The organism is Streptomyces sp. NPDC000983, assembly GCF_040299205.1.
Classification (GTDB): Bacteria; Actinomycetota; Actinomycetes; order Streptomycetales; family Streptomycetaceae; genus Streptomyces.
In genome coordinates this window covers 265673-284342 of the sequence record NZ_JBEPBM010000002.1, presented here as the reverse complement: position 1 = coordinate 284342, position 18670 = coordinate 265673, and the positions used below count along the sequence as shown (strand labels likewise).

The following is an 18670-nucleotide window of genomic DNA, read 5'->3' as shown; positions in this document are numbered from 1 at the left end:
ACGGGCGCTCGGTGAAGCGCTACGGGCGCCCGGTGAAGCACCACAAGAGAAACATACCCGCATGCGGGTTTTCTACTTCGATCGAGAGTTTCGATGGTTCAAGGGGCACGCGACGGTGGGGCCGGACCGTCGCCGGGCCCGGCCCCACCGTCGCGAAGGCGGGAATCCCCGCAGGTCAGGCCGCCCGTGCGATCCGCGGGCGGCCGGCGGCGGGCAGATTGCGGTCGGCGTAGAGCTCCGCGACCTGGAAGGCGAGATCGAGGGCCTGGTAGCGGTTGAGCCGGGGGTCGCAGGCGGTCTGGTAGCGCCGGTGCAGATCGGTCAGCCCGATCGGATGGCCGCCGCCGACGCACTCGGTCACGTCGTCCCCGGTCAGCTCGATGTGGATGCCGCCGGGGTGGGTGCCGAGCCCGCGGTGCGCCTCGAAGAAGCCGGCCACCTCGTCCAGTACGTCGTCGAAGTGCCGGGTCTTGTGGCCGCTGGCCGCCTCGAAGGTGTTGCCGTGCATCGGGTCGCAGATCCAGGCGACCGGCGCCTCGGCCTCGGCCGCCGCCTCGACCAGCGCGGGCAGCACGTCCCGCACCTTGTCGCGGCCCATCCGCGCGATGAACGACAGCCGGCCCGCCTCCCGGGCGGGGTCGAGCCGGTCGATCAGCGCGAGCACCTCCTCCCGGGTGGTCGAGGGACCGAGCTTGACCGCCACCGGGTTGCGCACGGCGGCGGCGAACTCCACGTGCGCGTGGTCGAGTTGCCGGGTGCGCTCACCGATCCACACCATGTGCCCGGAGACGTCGTAGGCGTGTCCGGTGCGGGAGTCGGTACGGGTCAGGGCGGCCTCGTAGTCGAGCAGCAGCGCCTCGTGGCTGGACCAGAACTCGGCGAGGTGGAACTCGCCGGGGTCGGCGCCGCACGCGGCGAGGAAGGTCAGGGCGCGGTCGATCTCGCCGGCCAGGGCCTCGTAACGGGCGCCGATGGGGGAGTTGTTGACGAAGTCCCGGTTCCACTCGTGGACCTGGCGCAGATCGCCGTAACCGCCGGTCACGAAGGCCCGTATGAGGTTCAGCGTGGAGGCGGAGGCGTGGTACATGCGTTTGAGGCGTTCGGGGTCGGGGCGGCGGGCCTCGGCGGTGAACTCCTGTCCGTTGACGGCGTCACCCCGGTACACGGGCAGGGTGAGGTCGCCGCGGACCTCGACCGGCCGGGAGCGCGGCTTGGAGTACTGGCCGGCGATCCTGCCGATCTTCACGACCGGCACGGAGGTGGCGTAGGTCAGTACGGCGGCCATCTGCAGCAGCGTCTTGACCTTGTCCCGCACCTGGTCGGCGGTGATCGCGTCGAAGGTCTCGGCGCAGTCGCCGCCCTGGAGCAGGAACGCCTCACCCCGCGCCACCCGGGCGATGCGCTCGCGCAACTGGTCGCACTCCCCGGCGAAGACGAGCGGAGGGTAGGACTCGAGTTCTTCGAGAACGCCCTTGAGAGCGTCCGGGTCGGGCCAGTCGGGCTGCTGGGCGGCCGGGAGCAGACGCCAGGAATCCACGTCCGTCGTGCGCTGGTCAGCGTTCATGTCGGGCTGAGCCTCACTCTTGTCCGGGAAGGGTGTCGGTTCGCGGGTGCGGGGAAGCGGCGGGCGCCGGGCAGCGCGCCGCCCTCGCGGGGGCGCGGCCCGAGAAGCCGGGAGGAAGAAGGGGATCGGCCCTCCCGCCGCCGGGCCCTCCTCGCCGGGGGATTACGAGGAAGGCGCCGGTCGGCGGGAGGGCCGCGACTGGGGGCGAGCGGCATCCGGCCCGCCTACGGCCCCGGACTCACCGCGATGCCCCGACTCTACGAACGCCGCCGGCCCTCTGGTTGCCGCACCGCGCACCGCGCCTTGCCGAAACACGCGCGAACGACCGCGGGCCCCGGAGTTTCACATTCCGGGGCCCGCGGTCTTACGGGGAAATCAATGGAGCGGATCATTCCGGGCGGGGAACCGGGGACCCCGCCCCGCACGACGATTTTTTCCGGCCAAACCACCCCCGCGGAATATGAACTTCCACGCTTACAACGCGAAGGGAACACAAAGGAATAATCAATTCCGCCCCCGGTACGACGCGTTCCGCTCCCAGCCCGCACGGTGCGCGGCCCTCCCCGAGCCGTCCCCGACCCCGGCCCGCCACAACCCACCCACCGGCCCCCGCCCCGAGAGCCCCGACTACCTGCCCCGCGCTCCGCCGAGCACGCCCCCGCGCACCCCGCCCCGGCCACCCCGGCCGCCGCCCCGGGCCCGCCGCACCGGAGCGGCGCACACCGCACCCGGCTCCGCCACCGCCCGCCGCCCCTCCTCGGCGGCGTCGATGATGATCCGGGCGTACGGCAACAGCCGCTCGCCCGCCTCGGTCAGCGCCAACTGCCGCCGGCTGCGGTCGAACAGCGCCGCGCCCACGGACTCCTCCAGGTTCTGGATCTGCGCGGTGACCGTGGACTGGGCGTAGTTGAGGTTGCGCGCGGCCCGGGTGACGCTCAGCTCGGCCGCCACCTCACGAAATGCCCGTAACTGCTGGATCTGCACGTGCCGCTCCTTTCGGGGCGGGCCCTGCCGGGACCGCCCCGGTACCGCCTCAGACGGGGCTGTGGAGCGCGGCCCCGCGGGCCAGCGCCCTGCCGCGGTCGGCGGTGATGCCGAGCCGGGCGTAGACCTCGGGCCTGGCCAGCGAACGGGCCATCAGGTCGTAGAGCACGGCCATCCGCTCCTCCACGTCCACCCGGTTGGTCATGATCTCCGACAGCAGCTGCACCCCGGTGAAGGCGCCCACCGCCGCCTCCGAGAGGGGCTCGACCTCGACGCCCGGCACCAGTTCGCCCAGGTCACGGGCCTCCGTCAGCAGCCGCGTACTGACCTCGATCCACGCCTGGTAGGGCACCTTGCGGTCGATGACGTCGTGCCCCAGGTCCACCGCGAGCCGGATGCTGCCCTGGAGCATCCGGTCGAAGGTGAGCCGGTGCGCCACCACCAGCGCGACGTCCACCCACTCCTGGAGCTTGGGAGCGCCCGCCTCCTGCGGCGGGGCGAAGTACCCCATCTGCTCCGCCACCTGCTCGTCCAGCACCGCCTGGGCGAGTTCGGCCTTGGAGGTGAAATGGAAGTAGAAGGCCCCCTTCGTCACACCGCACCGCTGGTAGACGTCCGAGATCCTCGTGGCGGAGTAGCCGCACTCCGCGAAGACCTCGCCGGCCGCTTCCAGAATCGCCTGGCGCGTCCTGATGGCTCGATCCTGCTGTGCCACCGGGCCCCCTTCCTTCGTCGTTGTTGATGATGAACAGGAGCGGGCTCGTATGCGGAACGACTCGCTCTCATTGAAAAACATACCCGCATGCGCGTATCTTACCGGCGGGGTTGGAACCAGTCACCCGTCATGCACCTTCTCGTTCCAGAAGGAAGAGCAATGACCACCAACATTGGTATTCACAGGGGCCGACGCCGCCACGGGGGGATCACCAGGTCGCAGTTTCCGGTCAGGCCGGCCACACCGGCAGCACCGGTCAGGCCCGTCGGCCCGCCACCCGCGGCGACGATCGACACCAGGCTCGTACACCGCACCGACCGAAGGGACGTACTGCCCACCGGTATCACCAAGCTCGACGACACCCACTACACCGTCTCCACCCAATGGCCCGCCGATCACCGCCGCTTCACCGACGCAGCGGGCAACTTCCTTCCCTCGCTGGTGATCGAGAGCATCCGCCAGGCCGTGATCCTGGTCGCCCACGACGGCCTCGGGGTACCGCTCGACCACAAGTTCCTGGTCTCCTCCGCCCATCACCGGGTGGACCCGAGCCGGCTGCTCGCCTCGCACGCGCCCGCCCGGCTCGACCTGGACGTCTCCGTGCACGACCTCAAGCACCGCCGCGGAATCCCCTCGTCCCTCACCGCCCGGGTCGTCCTGCGCGTGAACGGCGAGATCATAGGCACCGGCGGCGGCGACTGCTCGGTGATGAACGCCGAGGTCTACCGCCGACTGCGCCGCGGCCTCACCGACACCGCCTGGTCACAGGCGCTCTCGGCGCCCCTGCCCGCACCCGTGCCGCCGCACTCCGTCGGCCGGACCCACGCCTGCGACGTGGCCCTGGCCCCCGGTGACGGCACCGGCCCCTGGCTGCTGCGGGCGGACGTGTCGAACGAGCTGATGTTCGACCACCCCAACGACCACCTGCCCGCCATGGTCCTCCTCGACGCCGCCCAGCAGGCCGCGCACACCCTCTTCGGAGCGCGCCCCTTCCTCCCCTCGTCCTGCGAGGTCTCCTGCTCCCGCTACGTCGAGTTCGACGCGCCCTGCACGGTCCGCACCCACCTCACCGAAGAGGACGGCCGCGGATACGTCCTGTCCGTCACCGGACACCAGGGCGGCGAGCAGGTCTTCGAGATCCTCTTCCACGAGGGCACCCGGGCGGCCTGTCCACGCTGAACTCCCGGCCGGCCGTACGGTGTCGGACCGCCCCGGGGCCCCGGCTCCGCCGTGGCACCCACCGGGCCGCCGCCGTCCGCGGGCCGTTGTCCGCGGGCCGCCGTCCGTGAACCGCGAGACCGGACACCACCGCGCCCACCGGCCCCACCCGGCAGCCCGGCGCACCGCCCCGGCCACCGCGCCGCACCCACCGCGCCCTAGTAGGCGCACCGCCCGCTCCCGCATCGCACCGGAGGGGCCGCGTCCGCACGGCCCGCCGCCCCCGGACACCGCCGCCCCCACACCGATCCGCCACCAGCACCGGCCCCCGGGCGTTCCCTTCGCCCGAGCCGTACGTCCGTGCCCCGGCACCGGTGCCGCGGCGCGCGGTCCCCACCCGCCGGATCCTCCTCGGCGTCACCCGGCCGACATCCGCCCATCCACCCTCACCGCCCTTCTCCCGCTGTCCCGCCACCGATCCCCCGCCCGCCGCGGTCCCGCACCCCGGGACCCCCTTCCCGCATCACCCGCCCGAACCCGGGTCCGCCGCGCACAGGCGGACCCGGGTGGGCGGCACCCCGCCCGCACCGGACACCGCACCCCGTTCCGGCCCAGCCCAGGAGCCCGTCCATGACCCGCACCGACGGAGCCCGCACGGCGCGAGGCGCCACCGCGGCACCCCCTCCGCCCCGATCCGGGGCTCCCGAACGCCGCGCCGGCTCATCGCACCGTCCACCCGCCGTCCACCGGCATCGCCGCCCCGACCACGAACGAGGCCCGGTCACTGCTCAGCCAGGCCGCCGCCTCGGCGATCTCCTCCGGCTCCGCGATCCGCGGCAGCAGAGCCGCCCGCACCAACTCCTCCTCCACCCCCGGAAAAGCCGCCATCCACGCGTCCGTCATTTCACTGTGTGTGGCGCCGGGCACAATCGCATTGACCCGGATTCCGCGCGCGGCATATTCTGTAGCCACAGCTTTCGTCAGCCCGATGACGGCATGTTTCGCGGCAATATAGGGAGCGGCCACCGGAGTAGCCACGAGCCCCGCCGTACTACTGGTGTTCACAATCGATCCGCCCTCGTCGAGCATGGCGGAGATTTCATGTCTGAGACAGTTCCACATTCCTCGGACATTGACGTCCATCACGGTGTCGTAGACCTCGTCGCCCATCATGTGCATGGGCGTCCCCGCGGCTGCGACACCGGCGTTGTTGAAGGCCACGTCGAGTCTCCCGAATCTCTCCACGGCCCGCGCCACCCCCTCCTCAACCTGCTCTTTCCTCACGACGTCGACCACGACGTACTGCGCCTCGCACCCTGTGGCGCGCAGCTCGTCGACGAGTGCGGACAGCCGCTCCTCACGACGGGCGGCCAAGGTGACCGCGGCACCCTCCCGGCAGAAGACCCGGGCCGCCGCGGCCCCGATCCCACTGCTGGCCCCGGTGATGAACGCGTGCTTTCCCTCAAGAAGTCCGCGATACCGCATGCATGGCCTCACATTACCCTCGAATTGAGCCTGTGATTCGCGCCCCGGTCAAATATGGCTCGAATGCATTTCCCGGCCCCTCGCCCGGACCACGGCATCCCCGCACGCCGTTCTCCTCTCCCCCTTCCGTTCCGCACCGCCCGCCCCGCCGCCTTTTCCCGAGACGAGACCGGAAAGAATTCACATGGCATCGACGCGACGGATACTCATCACCGGTGGGACCGGCTTCGTGGGCTCCCACGTCACCCGACGACTGACCGCCGGCGCCGACCCGGCCCACGCACCGCACATCCGCCTCCTGACCCACCACCGCGCCCCCGCCGTCGCCGGCCCGGGCCCGGTGGAGATCCGCCGCGGCTCCCTGACCGATCCGCGCTCCCTGCGGGGCGTCTGCGACGGCGTGGACACCGTCCTGCACCTGGCCTCACTGATCGGCGGCAGCCCCGAGGACTGCGCGGCCGTCAACGACACCGGCACCGGCGCCCTGTTGGCGGAGGCCGCCCGCGCGGGCGTCGAGCGGATCGTCCAGCTCGGCACGACGGCCGTGTACCGGGACGAATCCGCGTCCGGGGCGAAGGAGGGCGAACCGGAACTCGGCCCCTCCTCACCCACCAGCGTCAGCAGGCTCGCCGGGGAGCGGCGGGTCCTCGAAGCCGGCGGCCTGGTCCTGCGCCCGCACCTGGTGTACGGCGCCGGAGACGTCTGGGTGGTCCCGGCCCTGGTGGACCTCCTCACCGCCTTCCCCCACTGGATCGACGGCGGACGGGCCCGCACGTCGATGATCGGTGCGCACGAACTGGCCCGGATCGTGGCCGCGTTGGCCGTACGGCCCGAACTGCCGCGCGCCGAGGTCCTGCACGCCTCCCGGCCCGAACCGGTGACCGCGCGGGACCTCATCGAGACGGTCTGCCGCGAACTGCGGCTCGACCCGCCCCGCGGCGAGGTCACCTACGCCCGGGCGGCCGCCCTGACCGGCGCCGACCACGATGGGCGGGTCCGCAGGCATCTGTCGTTGCTGGCGGTCGACCACTGGTACGACAGCTCCCGTCTGTGGCAGTTGCTCGACACGGCGCCCACGAACGACTTCGCCCGCGACTTCGCCGTCGGTGCCGCCTGGTACCGGTCGCACCTCGCCCGCCGCACAGGCGGCGAACCGTTCCCCACGGGATGACGACCCGCACCGGCCCACACGGCCGCGAACCCCACCGGACTGTCCCCGGTCCGATGGGGCACCGCTGCACCGTCGCTCACGCTACGTGCCCCACCGGTGACCGTCTCGCCCGGCAGCGCACGCACTGTGGCACATCCGCGCACGCCGCCGCCCGCCCCGGAACGCCGACTTGACCTGCCGCGATCCGATGCCGCGTTCACGCAGGATCTCTTGCCCGTTCGCGTCCCGCGGGCCCGCCCGGCCCACCCCCGGGCAACGCTGAGGGGACGTACCCGAATCCGAGGAGACACGAGATGGCCCCGCACACGGACGACGTACTGGTGACGGGTGTCGGTGCGCTGACGCCACTGGGCGCGAGCGCCGACTCCTCCTGGGCGGGCCTGCTGGCCGGGCACTCCGGCGTCCGCGACCTCGGCGCCGACTGGCCCGCCGAACTGCCCGTGCGCATCGCCGGCACGGTGCCGGCCGACCCGGCCGAGGCCCTCGGCAAGGTCCGGGCCCGCCGGCTGGACCGCGGCGAACAGCTGGCCGTCCTCGCCGCCCGCGAGGCCTGGCAGGACGCCGGCGGCCCCCCGGTCGAACCGGAGCGCCTCGCCGTCGTCGTCGGCACCGGTATCGGCGGCATCCTCACCGCCCTCACCCAGGACGACCTCTACGAGAGCTCGGGGATGCGGCGCCTGTCACCGTTCGCGGTGCCCATGCTGATGCCCAACGGCCCCGCCGCCTGGGTCTCCATGGAACTGGGCGCACGGGCCGGCGCCCGCGCCCCCGTGAGCGCCTGCGCCTCCGGCGCGGAGTCCATCGCGCTCGGCCTGGACCTGATCCGCGCCGGCCGCGCGGACGTCGTCGTCGCCGGCGGCACCGAGGCCACCCTCCACCCGTTCATGATCGCCGCGTTCGCGCAGATGAAGGCACTGTCCGCGCAGGGCGGCGACCCGGCCGCGGTGTCCCGCCCCTTCGACCGGGACCGCACCGGATTCGTGATCGCCGAGGGCGCCGCCCTGGTCGTCCTGGAACGCGCGGAGTTCGCCCGCGCCCGCGGCGCCCGCGTCTACGGCGCCCTCGCCGGCGCGGCCGTCCACTCCAGCGCCCACCACATCACCGCCTCCGACGCGGAGGGCCAGGTACAGGCGATGCGCACCGCGCTGGCCGACGCGGGCGTCGAGGCCCGCGACATCGGGCACGTCCACGCGCACGCCACCTCCACCCCCAGCGGCGACCTCGCGGAGGCCGAGGCGCTGGCGAAGGTCGTCGGCGAGGACGCGGCGGTCACCGCCACCAAGTCCATGACCGGCCACATGCTCGGCGCCTCGGGCGCGTTCGGCGCCCTGTCGACCCTGCTCTCCCTGCACCACGGGGTCGTACCGGCCGTCCGCAACCTCGACGAGCAGGACCCCGAGGTCCGCCTCGACGTGGTCCGCGGCGAGAACCGCACCGGCACCTGGGACGCCGCCCTCGCCAACTCCTTCGGCTTCGGCGGCCACAACGTCACCCTGGTCATGAAGCGCGCCTCCTGAACCGGCCCGCCGACCCCCCTCACCGGCTGTGAGACGGACGTCACACAGCCGGGAAAATCACACCACGAGCACCGGCAACCGGAGCCCGGGAGAACCCGGGAAACGCGGAACGGCCGGCATCGTGATCGATGCCAGCCGTTCCGGATGGTGCGCGAGGGGGGAGTTGAACCCCCACGCCCTTGCGGGCACTGGAACCTGAATCCAGCGCGTCTGCCTATTCCGCCACCCGCGCATTGGGTGCGTCCTCGGGCCCCGATCCCTTGCGGTGCGGCGCCTTCCGACATGCAGAACATTAGCACGGGGTCCAGGGTGGGTTCACATCCCTTTCCCCGGGGCAGCCGCCCACCAGCACGGTCGACCGACCGGTGCCCGGAACCCACGTATCAGGGTGTGCTTGTTCACGTATCAACCTCGTACCGGTCCGGCCCGTCCGCCCCGGAGCCGGTCCAGGTCCACAGTCAGGTGCGGGACACTGGTCTGCGACCGCCTCTACGATCCTTATGCAGGACGTCGCCCGAGACGAGTTCGAGGGCACACTCCACAGGGAACTTCGTCAGGCGTCGACACCGGTCGGCCCGTGCCGACAGGGGGAACCAGCCGATTCACCGGCGCGTGGATACGATCAGTAAGCAGTACCGGGCAAGGAAGCACCCGCGAGGCGGGACGCAGGACGCAAGCAGCTACGGAGGAGGTGCCCCATGGGAGTCCTGAAGAAGTTCGAGCAGCGTCTCGAAGGTCTGGTCAACGGCACGTTCGCCAAGGTGTTCAAGTCCGAGGTCCAGCCCGTGGAGATCGCCGGCGCGCTCCAGCGCGAGTGCGACAACAACGCCACCATCTGGAACCGCGACCGCACGGTCGTCCCCAACGACTTCATCGTGGAACTCAGCGCACCCGACTTCGAGCGCCTGAGCCCCTACTCCGGCCAGCTCGGCGACGAGCTCGCCGGCATGGTCCGTGACTACGCCAAGCAGCAGCGCTACAGCTTCATGGGCCCCATCAAGGTCCACCTGGAGAAGGCCGACGACCTCGACACCGGCCTGTACCGCGTCCGCAGCCGCACCCTGGCCGGCTCCACCGACCAGCAGGCCGGCGGCCCCCCCGGAGGCGGCGCCCGGCCCGGCGGCTACGGCTACCCGCAGCCCGCCGCACCGGCCGCACCCACCGGAGCCCCGCCGCCCATGCCGAGCGCACCGCCCCCCGGCGGCGGCGCCCGACCCGGCGGCTACGGCTACCCCCAGCCCGCCGGCGGCCAGCGCCCCACCGCACCCGCGGCCGGCAACCGCACCCGCTACTGGGTCGAGATCAACGGCACCCGCCACCAGATCTCCCGCGCGACCCTCGTCCTGGGCCGCAGCACCGAGGCCGACGTGCGGATCGACGACCCCGGCGTCTCCCGCCGGCACTGCGAGATCCGGACCGGAAACCCCCCGACGATCCAGGATCTCGGGTCCACCAACGGCATCGTGGTGGACGGACAGCACACCACCCGCGCTACGCTCCGCGACGGCTCGCGGATCGTCGTGGGCAGCACCACCGTTATCTATAGGCAAGCCGAAGGGTGAAGCGGGGGCAATGTCAGAGCTGACCCTCACGGTCATGCGGCTGGGTTTCCTGGCCGTCCTGTGGCTGTTCGTGATCGTGGCCGTACAGGTCATCCGCAGCGACCTGTTCGGAACGCGCGTCACACAGCGCGGATCGCGCCGGGAAGCGAACCGGCCGCAGCAGGCGGCCCGCCAGGCCGCGCCGCCTCAACAGCGCCAGCAGGCCGGCGGGGGCGGCCGGCAGCGCCGTAACGCCCCCAGCAAGCTCGTGGTCTCCGAGGGCATCCTCACCGGCACCACGGTCGCGCTCCAGGGCCAGACCATCACCCTGGGCCGGGCGCACGACAGCACCATCGTGCTGGACGACGACTACGCCTCCAGCAGGCATGCCAGGATCTACCCGGACCGCGACGGCCAGTGGATCGTCGAGGACCTCGGATCCACCAACGGCACGTACCTCGACCGAACGCGGCTGACGACCCCCACACCGATTCCGCTGGGCGCGCCGATCCGCATCGGCAAGACCGTCATCGAGCTGCGGAAGTAGTGCTACATCATGATTAGGCGCGAGCGGAGCGAGCACGCGGAGGCGGCCCCCACGACGGGCCCCGGCGCGCTCCCGACCGGAGGGTGGGCACCGTGCGGATGTACCCGGAGCCGACGGGCGAGGTGCGCATGAGTCTGTCACTGCGCTTCGCCGCCGGATCGCACAAAGGCATGATCCGAGAGGGCAACGAGGACTCCGGATACGCCGGACCCCGGCTCCTCGCCATCGCCGACGGCATGGGCGGCGCCGCCGCCGGCGAGGTCGCCTCCTCCGAGGCCATCTCCACCATCGTCGCCCTCGACGACGACGTCCCCGGATCCGACATCCTCACCTCCCTCGGCACCGCCGTGCAGCGCGCCAACGACCAGCTGCGCTCCATGGTCGAGGAGGACCCTCAGCTCGAAGGCATGGGCACCACGCTCACCGCCCTGCTGTGGACCGGACAGCGACTCGGCCTCGTCCACGTCGGCGACTCCCGCGCCTACCTCCTGCGCGACGGCGTCCTGACCCAGATCACCCAGGACCACACCTGGGTCCAGCGCCTCGTCGACGAGGGCCGGATCACCGAGGAAGAGGCCACCACCCACCCCCAGCGGTCCCTGCTGATGCGGGCCCTGGGCAGCGGCGACCACGTCGAACCCGACCTCTCCATCCGCGAGGTCCGCGCCGGCGACCGCTACCTCATCTGCTCCGACGGCCTCTCCGGCGTCGTGTCCCACCAGACCCTGGAGGACACCCTCGCCAGCTACCAGGGCCCCCAGGAGACCGTCCAGGAACTGATCCAGCTCGCCCTGCGCGGCGGCGGCCCCGACAACATCACCGTCATCGTCGCCGACGTCCTCGACCTGGACACCGGCGACACCCTCGCCGGACAGATCTCCGACCAGCCCGTCATCGTCGGCGCCGTCGCCGAGAACCAGCTCCAGCTGCACGACAACGGCATCATGCAGACCCCCGCCGGCCGCGCCTCCGGCCTCGGCCGCCAGGTCCCCGGACAGGGCGGCTCCGGCGGCGAGTTCGGCCCGCCCGGCTCCGGCGACGTCACCGGCTACATCGACACCGCCGGCTTCGGCGCCTACTCCGACGACGACTTCGTCAAGCCCCGCACCGGCCGTAAGTGGCTCAAGCGGACCTTCTACACCGCCCTCGCCCTGGCCGTCGTCGGCGGCGGCCTCTACGGCGGCTGGCGCTGGACCCAGACCCAGTACTACGTCGGCGCCAACGGCGAACACGTCGCCCTCTACCGCGGCATCAGCCAGGACCTGGCCTGGGTCTCGCTCTCGGACGTCGAGAAGGACCACCCCGAGATCGAACTCAAGTACCTACCGCCGTACCAGCAGGAACTCGTCGAGGCGACCATCGCCGAAGGCGGACTGAAGTCCGCCCAGGAACAGATCGACGAACTCGCCCTGCAGGCCTCCGCGTGCAAGAAGCAGTCCGAGCGGCAGCAGGCCGAGAGCGAACAGAACTCCAAGACCGGCGAGGGCGAGGCCGGAGGCGTCACGGGAACCACCCGTACCGCTTTCACGTCCAAGGCGTCACCGACACCCAACCCGTCGGAGAAGCCCTCGGGCACCCCGTCCACCTCCCCGTCCCCGTCCACCACGACCGCACCCACTCCCAGCCCCGGCCCCACGCTCTCGGAGGAAGAGAAGAAGGTCGTCTCGAAGTGCGGTACGCAGTAGACAAGCCGTGAGAGGCCCCGTCACACGATGAGCAGTACGTCCAACACGCCGACGCACCACACGTCCACGATCGGCTCCATCGGCGCACCGAGCCGACGCAACACCGAGCTCGCGCTCCTGGTGTTCGCCGTCGTCATCCCGGTCTTCGCCTACGCCAACGTGGGCCTCGCGATCAACGACGAAGTACCGGCCGGCCTCCTGGGCTACGGCCTGGGCCTCGGCCTGCTCGCGGGCGTGGGCCACCTCGCCGTACGGAAGTTCGCCCCGTACGCGGACCCCCTGCTGCTGCCGATCGCCACCCTCCTCAACGGCCTCGGACTCGTCGCCATCTGGCGCCTGGACCAGTCCAAGCGGCTCAGCAACTACGCCGAGGCCGCACCACGCCAGCTCCTCTACTCGGCGATGGGCGTCGCCCTCCTCGCGGTCGTCCTGATCTTCCTCAAGGACCACCGCGTCCTGCAGCGCTACACCTACATCTCCATGGCCGGCGCCATGGTCCTGCTGCTCCTGCCGCTGGTGCCCGGCCTCGCCGCCCCCACCTACGGCGCCAAGATCTGGATCAAGATCCCCGGCCTCGGCACCCTCCAGCCCGGCGAATTCGCCAAGATCGCCCTGGCGGTCTTCTTCGCCGGCTACCTCATGGTCAAAAGAGACGCACTCGCCCTGGCCAGCCGCCGCTTCATGGGCCTGTACCTGCCACGCGGCCGCGACCTCGGCCCGATCCTCGTGGTCTGGGTGATGTCGATCCTCATCCTGATCTTCGAGACCGACCTCGGCACGTCCCTGCTGTTCTTCGGGATGTTCGTCATCATGCTGTACGTCGCCACCGAGCGGACCAGCTGGATCGTCTTCGGTCTGCTGATGTCCGCGGTCGGCGCCGTCGGCGTGGCCAGCTTCGAACCCCACATCCAGACCCGCGTACAGGCATGGCTCGACCCCATGCGCGAGTTCACCCTCAGCCGCGAGGGCGTCCAGGACGGCGTCGTCCACTCCGAACAGGCCATGCAGGCCCTGTGGGCCTTCGGCTCCGGCGGCACCCTCGGCACCGGCCTCGGCCAGGGCAACTCCGACCTCATCGGCTTCGCCGCCAACTCCGACTTCATCCTCGCCACCTTCGGCGAGGAACTCGGCCTGGCCGGCGTCATGGCGATCCTCCTGCTCTACGGGCTGATCATCGAACGCGGCATCCGCACCTCGCTCGCCGCCCGCGACCCCTTCGGCAAGCTCCTCGCCGTCGGCCTCTCCGGCGCCTTCGCCCTCCAGGTCTTCGTCGTCGCCGGCGGCGTCATGGGCCTCATCCCGCTGACCGGCATGACCCTGCCCTTCGTCGCCTACGGCGGATCCTCCGTGATCGCCAACTGGGCCCTGATCGGCATCCTGCTGCGCATCAGCGACACCGCGCGCCGACCCGCGCCCACCCCCGCACCCAACCCCGACGCCGAGATGACCCAGGTGGTCCGCCCGTCATGAACAAGCCCCTGCGCCGGATCGCGCTCTTCTGCGGACTTCTGATCCTGACCCTGCTGCTGCGCAACAACTACCTGCAGTACGTCAAGGCCGACGACCTCGCCACCGACAGCGAGAACCGCCGCGTCAACATCGAGCGGTACTCCACCCAGCGCGGCAACATCATCGTCGGCGGCAAGGCCATCACCGGATCCACCGAGTCCAAGAGCGGCGACTACAAGTTCAAGCGCACCTGGACCAACGGCTCCATGTGGGCACCGGTCACCGGCTACTCCTCACAGGCCTTCGGCGCCAACCAGCTGGAGAAGCTGGAGGACGGCATCCTCACCGGCAACGACGACCGGCTCTTCTTCCGCAACACCCTCGACATGATCACCGGCAAGAAGAAGCAGGGCGGCAGCGTCGTCACCACCCTCAACGCCGCCGCGCAGAAGGCCGGCTACGAGGGCCTCGGCGGCAAGAAGGGCGCCGTCGCCGCGATCGACCCCGCCACCGGCAAGATCCTCGCCCTGGTCTCCACCCCCTCCTACGACCCCTCCAAGTTCGCCGGCAACTCCGACGCCGACGCCAAGGCCTGGAACGCGGTCCAGAAGTCCAACAACCCCGACGACCCGATGCTCAACCGGGCCCTGCGCGAGACCTACCCGCCCGGCTCCACCTTCAAGGTCGTCACCGCCGCCGCCGCACTGGAGAACGGCGAGGTCTCCGGGATCGACGACAAGACCAAGACCCCGGACCCCTACCAGCTCCCCGGCACCACCACCGACCTCACCAACGAGCACGGTGTGTGCAAGAACGCCAGCCTCAAGTACGCGCTCATGGTGTCCTGCAACACCGTCTTCGCGAAGATGGCCGACAACGTCGGCAACGAGGGCATGATCGAGCAGGCGGAGAAGTTCGGCTACAACAACCCCGAACTCGACACCCCCGTCCGCGCCGCCGAGAGCATCTACCCCGAGGACAACGCCCCGCAGAACGCCATGGACGGCATCGGCCAGGCCTCCAACCGGGCCACCCCGCTGCAGATGGCCATGGTCGCCGCGGCCGTCGCCAACGACGGCAAGCTGATGAAGCCGTACATGGTCGACTCCCTCACCTCCAACCTCGACACCATCGAGACCAACGACCCCGAAGAGCTCTCCCAGGCCGTCTCCCCGGAGACCGCCCAGAAGCTCCAGGACATGATGGAGACGGTCGTCAACGACCCGCAGGGCACCGGAGGCAACGCCAAGATCGACGGCGTCACCGTCGGCGGCAAGACCGGCACCGCCCAGCACGGCCTCAACAACAGCGAGAAGCCGTACGCCTGGTTCATCTCCTACGCCAAGCTGGCCGACGGCAGCTCGCCCGTGGCCGTGGCCGTCGTCGTCGAGGACGGCTCGGCCAACCGCGACGACATCAGCGGTGGCGGCCTCGCGGCCCCGATCGCGAGGGACGTGATGAAGGCAGTCATCGACAGCAACAAGTGACCCCGATCACGCCGCCTTCACATCGGTGCACGTTGCGATACCGGTCCTGTATCGGGTGACGGGCTTGGCCAGGTCACACAGAGCGATCCGGGTACGGTAGGCCCGGACGGCAGCCTCCGAACCGCACGCACGTACGGATCGGGACCGACGGAGAGGGCTGGTAGGTAGCTTATGGAAGAGCCGCGTCGCCTCGGCGGCCGGTACGAGCTGGGCCAGGTGCTCGGCCGTGGTGGCATGGCGGAGGTCTACCTCGCGCATGACCAGCGCCTCGGCCGCACCGTGGCGGTGAAGACGCTGCGCGCGGACCTCGCGCGCGACCCGTCCTTCCAGGCCCGCTTCCGCCGGGAGGCCCAGTCGGCCGCCTCGCTCAACCACCCCGCGATCGTTGCGGTCTACGACACGGGCGAGGACTACATCGGTGATGTGTCGATCCCGTACATCGTCATGGAGTACGTGGACGGCTCCACCCTGCGCGAGCTTCTGCACAGCGGCCGCAAGCTGCTGCCGGAACGCTCCATGGAGATGACCATCGGCATCCTCCAGGCCCTGGAGTACTCGCACCGCAACGGCATCGTGCACCGCGACATCAAGCCCGCGAACGTCATGCTGACGCGCAACGGCCAGGTCAAGGTCATGGACTTCGGCATCGCCCGCGCCATGGGCGACTCCGGCATGACCATGACGCAGACGTCCGCGGTCATCGGCACCGCCCAGTACCTCTCCCCGGAGCAGGCCAAGGGCGAACAGGTCGACGCACGCTCCGACCTCTACTCCACCGGCTGCCTGCTCTACGAACTGCTCACGGTACGGCCGCCGTTCGTCGGCGACTCCCCGGTGGCCGTCGCCTACCAGCACGTCCGCGAAGAGGCCCAGCCCCCGTCGGTCTTCGACCCCGAGATCACCACCGAGATGGACGCCATCGTCCTCAAGGCACTGGTCAAGGACCCGAACTACCGCTACCAGTCCGCCGACGAGATGCGCATCGACATCGAGGCCTGCCTCGACGGCCAGCCCGTCGCGGCCACCGCCGCCATGGGCTCCGTCGGCTACGGCGGCTACGGCGACGACCAGCCGACCACCGCCCTGCGCTCCGCGGACGCCGGCGCCACCTCGATGCTCCCGCCGATGAACCCCGACGACGGCGGCTTCGGCTACGACGACCGCCCCGACCGCCGCCGCCAGAAGAAGTCGAACACCTCGACGATCCTGCTGGCCGTGGCAGCCGTACTCGTCCTCGTCGGCGCCATCCTCATCGGCAAGTGGATCTTCGACGGGGACGGGGTGTCCAACAACACCACCACCGCCCCCTCCCTGGTCGGCCTCACCCTCAAGGAAGCGGAGAAACTCGCCGACAACGCCGAGGTCAAACTCGAGAGCACCGAGAAGCCCTGCGAGGACCAGACCAAGGGCAAGATCTGCACCCAGGACCCGCAGGCCAACGCCACCGTCGAGAAGAACTCCACGATCAACATCGTGGTCTCCACCGGCGCACCCAAGGTCGCGGTCCCCAGCGTCCTCGGCGACGACTTCGACGACGCCAAGTCCACCCTCGAAGGCGACAAGTACGAGTTCGAGGTCAAGAAGGTCGAGGAAGTCTCCTCGGAGCCCGAGGGCACCGTCACCGACCAGGACCCCGAACTCGGCGAGGAAGTCGAGAAGGGCTCCACGATCACCCTCACCGTCGCCAAGGCGGAGGAGAAGTCCACGGTGCCCGACGTCGTCGGCTCCACCTGCGACGAGGCCAAGGCCCGCATGACGGAGAACGGCCTCGTCGGCGAGTGCACCGAGGTCGACACCCAGGACGCCAACCAGGTCGGCAAGGTCATCCAGACCACCCCGCAGGGCGGCCAGGAGATCACCCCCGGCTCCAAGGTCAACATCCAGGTCGGCAAGCAGGCCAACGAGCAGGTCCAGGTCCCCCAGATCCAGGGCCAGAAGCTCAAGGACGCCAAGAACGCGCTCACCCAGGCAGGCCTGGTCGTCGGCACCATCACCGGCTCCCAGGACGACAACGCCACCGTCTTCAGCTCCGACCCCGCCCCCGGCAGCACGGTCAACAAGGGCCAGACCGTCAACATCGTGGCCATCGCCGGCAACGGCGGAAACGGCGGAAACGACGACGGCGGATTCTTCGGCGGAGTCAACGGCGTCGCCTACCGCACGGAGAACTGACCCCTCCAAGCCCCAACAGAGAGTCCCGGAACCCCAGAGGTTCCGGGACTCTTCTGCTCACCCCCACCCCTGCACACCAGTACGCACACCGAACGTGCCCTCCCCTCCCACGACTCGTTGATCAGGTCACCCCACAAACGGAAAGGCACCCCATGATCAACGAATCGGCACTCCTCGAATCCAGGACCCTGCGCGCCTCCGCACTCGACCGCACCGACGCACTCGACCGCGTCAAAGCCCTCTCACTGCTCCCCGACGGCACCCACGTGACGACGGCGATGGTGGCCACCTACTTCGGCGTCACGGTCGAGGCCGTCCGCGCCCTCGTCCTCGACCACCGCACAGAGCTGGAGACCAACGGATACCGCGTTCTGACAGGTTCAGAACTGAGTTACTTCAAGCAACTCAGTGGCACCCAGTCCCGCACCCGCTCCCTCGCCCTCTTCTCCCGCCGCGCCGTCCTCAACGTCGCCATGCTCCTCCGGGACAGCGAAGTCGCACGTCAGGTGCGTGTCTACCTCCTCGACATGGAGTACCTGGCCCGCACACAGCCTGTGGACAACCCCGCCCCACCGGACACCACCGCCCTCGACGACCGCATCGACCAGCGCATCACCCACATCCTCGGCAAGACCGTCGTACCGATGTTCAACGCCCTCATCGAAACCTCCGGCGAACACCGCCGCGAGATGATCGCCCTCCGCACGGGCGTCCAACGCATCGAGAAGCGGCTCCAGCAACACCACGCCCGACTCCGAAGGCTGGAGAGCCCCCACGAAAACCGCCCCCTCGCCGGAGTCATCGCCGCCATGGACGCCATGAACCCACGCGAGTTCGAGGAGCACATCGCCGGCCTCCTGCGACGCGACGGCTGCACCAAGGTCGTCGTGCGGGGCGGCACCAGGGACCGCGGCATCGACATCACCGCCCGCACCCCGGACGGACGCCAACTCGTCGTCCAGTGCAAGCGGTTCGCGCCCCACCTCTCCATCACCAGCCCCGAGATCCAGCGGTTCGCCGGCGCCGCCAAGGTCCTCCACAAGGGTGAGGTGGCCCTCTACGTGGCAACCTGCGCCTTCACCCGGGACGCCCTCAACATCGCCGCCGAGAGCGGCATCACCCCCGTACACCGCAGCCAGTTGGAGGAATGGAGCGCCGGAGAACCGCTCAAGATCCTCGGCTGACCGCCACCGGA

General features: G+C 70.4%; 14 protein-coding genes and 1 tRNA gene. 10 read left to right on the top strand and 5 right to left on the bottom strand.

Going from position 1 to position 18670, the window contains the following annotated elements; all coding sequences use genetic code 11:
• Positions 1–175: 175 nt before the first annotated feature.
• From ABT296_RS03320 to ABT296_RS03310, 3 genes are all read right to left on the bottom strand, one after another.
• Entirely contained in the window at positions 176–1564 is a 1389-nt protein-coding gene (locus ABT296_RS03320) for a class II 3-deoxy-7-phosphoheptulonate synthase (RefSeq protein WP_351922653.1), read from the bottom strand.
• Positions 1565–2191: 627 nt separating this feature from the next.
• Positions 2192–2548: a LysR family transcriptional regulator gene (locus ABT296_RS03315; RefSeq protein ID WP_351922652.1), complete on the bottom strand. Its 357-nt coding sequence runs from the start codon at positions 2546–2548 to the stop codon at positions 2192–2194.
• Between the two features lie 49 nt (positions 2549–2597).
• Positions 2598–3263, bottom strand: a complete 666-nt coding sequence (locus ABT296_RS03310) for a ScbR family autoregulator-binding transcription factor (RefSeq protein WP_351922651.1) — start codon at positions 3261–3263, stop codon at positions 2598–2600.
• Positions 3264–3422: 159 nt separating this feature from the next.
• On the opposite strand from ABT296_RS03310, the gene ABT296_RS03305 reads away from it, so the two are divergent.
• Positions 3423–4442, top strand: coding sequence for a ScbA/BarX family gamma-butyrolactone biosynthesis protein (locus ABT296_RS03305; protein ID WP_351922650.1), 1020 nt, complete (start codon positions 3423–3425; stop codon positions 4440–4442).
• A gap of 699 nt (positions 4443–5141) precedes the next feature.
• On the opposite strand, the gene ABT296_RS03300 is transcribed toward ABT296_RS03305, so the two are convergent.
• A complete protein-coding gene (locus ABT296_RS03300) occupies positions 5142–5906 on the bottom strand; it encodes an SDR family NAD(P)-dependent oxidoreductase (RefSeq protein ID WP_351922649.1) in 765 nt (254 codons plus the stop codon).
• A 184-nt stretch (positions 5907–6090) separates the two neighbouring features.
• Between ABT296_RS03300 and ABT296_RS03295 the strand changes: the two genes are divergently transcribed.
• Both ABT296_RS03295 and ABT296_RS03290 read left to right on the top strand, forming a co-directional pair.
• On the top strand, positions 6091–7077 hold the full coding sequence (locus ABT296_RS03295; protein ID WP_351922648.1) for an NAD-dependent epimerase/dehydratase family protein: 987 nt from the start codon (positions 6091–6093) through the stop codon (positions 7075–7077).
• A 293-nt stretch (positions 7078–7370) separates the two neighbouring features.
• The gene (locus tag ABT296_RS03290; protein ID WP_351922647.1) at positions 7371–8594 is read left to right on the top strand and encodes a beta-ketoacyl-[acyl-carrier-protein] synthase family protein; all 1224 of its coding nucleotides are present in this window, start codon (positions 7371–7373) and stop codon (positions 8592–8594) included.
• 145 nt (positions 8595–8739) lie between these two features.
• Here the strand turns inward: ABT296_RS03290 and ABT296_RS03285 are convergent.
• Positions 8740–8826: transfer RNA gene (locus ABT296_RS03285), tRNA-Leu, on the bottom strand.
• A 466-nt stretch (positions 8827–9292) separates the two neighbouring features.
• Between ABT296_RS03285 and ABT296_RS03280 the strand changes: the two genes are divergently transcribed.
• The 7 genes from ABT296_RS03280 (at position 9293) to ABT296_RS03250 (ending at position 18659) form a co-directional block, all read left to right on the top strand.
• Positions 9293–10156 carry an FHA domain-containing protein gene (locus ABT296_RS03280; protein ID WP_351922646.1) on the top strand — a complete coding sequence of 288 codons (864 nt, stop codon included), beginning with the start codon at positions 9293–9295 and terminating at the stop codon, positions 10154–10156.
• A 10-nt stretch (positions 10157–10166) separates the two neighbouring features.
• Positions 10167–10682 carry an FHA domain-containing protein FhaB/FipA gene (locus ABT296_RS03275; RefSeq protein ID WP_351922645.1) on the top strand — a complete coding sequence of 172 codons (516 nt, stop codon included), beginning with the start codon at positions 10167–10169 and terminating at the stop codon, positions 10680–10682.
• Positions 10683–10810: 128 nt separating this feature from the next.
• Positions 10811–12367 carry a Stp1/IreP family PP2C-type Ser/Thr phosphatase gene (locus ABT296_RS03270; RefSeq protein WP_351922644.1) on the top strand — a complete coding sequence of 519 codons (1557 nt, stop codon included), beginning with the start codon at positions 10811–10813 and terminating at the stop codon, positions 12365–12367.
• A 27-nt stretch (positions 12368–12394) separates the two neighbouring features.
• Positions 12395–13837, top strand: coding sequence for an FtsW/RodA/SpoVE family cell cycle protein (locus tag ABT296_RS03265; RefSeq protein WP_351922643.1), 1443 nt, complete (start codon positions 12395–12397; stop codon positions 13835–13837).
• Positions 13834–15303, top strand: coding sequence for a penicillin-binding transpeptidase domain-containing protein (locus ABT296_RS03260; RefSeq protein ID WP_351922642.1), 1470 nt, complete (start codon positions 13834–13836; stop codon positions 15301–15303). The genes ABT296_RS03265 and ABT296_RS03260 overlap by 4 nt, the downstream gene beginning before the upstream one ends.
• A 171-nt stretch (positions 15304–15474) precedes the next feature.
• Entirely contained in the window at positions 15475–17475 is a 2001-nt protein-coding gene (pknB, locus tag ABT296_RS03255) for a Stk1 family PASTA domain-containing Ser/Thr kinase (protein WP_351922641.1), read from the top strand.
• A gap of 152 nt (positions 17476–17627) precedes the next feature.
• Positions 17628–18659, top strand: a complete 1032-nt coding sequence (locus ABT296_RS03250) for a restriction endonuclease (RefSeq protein WP_351922640.1) — start codon at positions 17628–17630, stop codon at positions 18657–18659.
• The last annotated feature ends 11 nt before the right edge of the window (positions 18660–18670 follow it).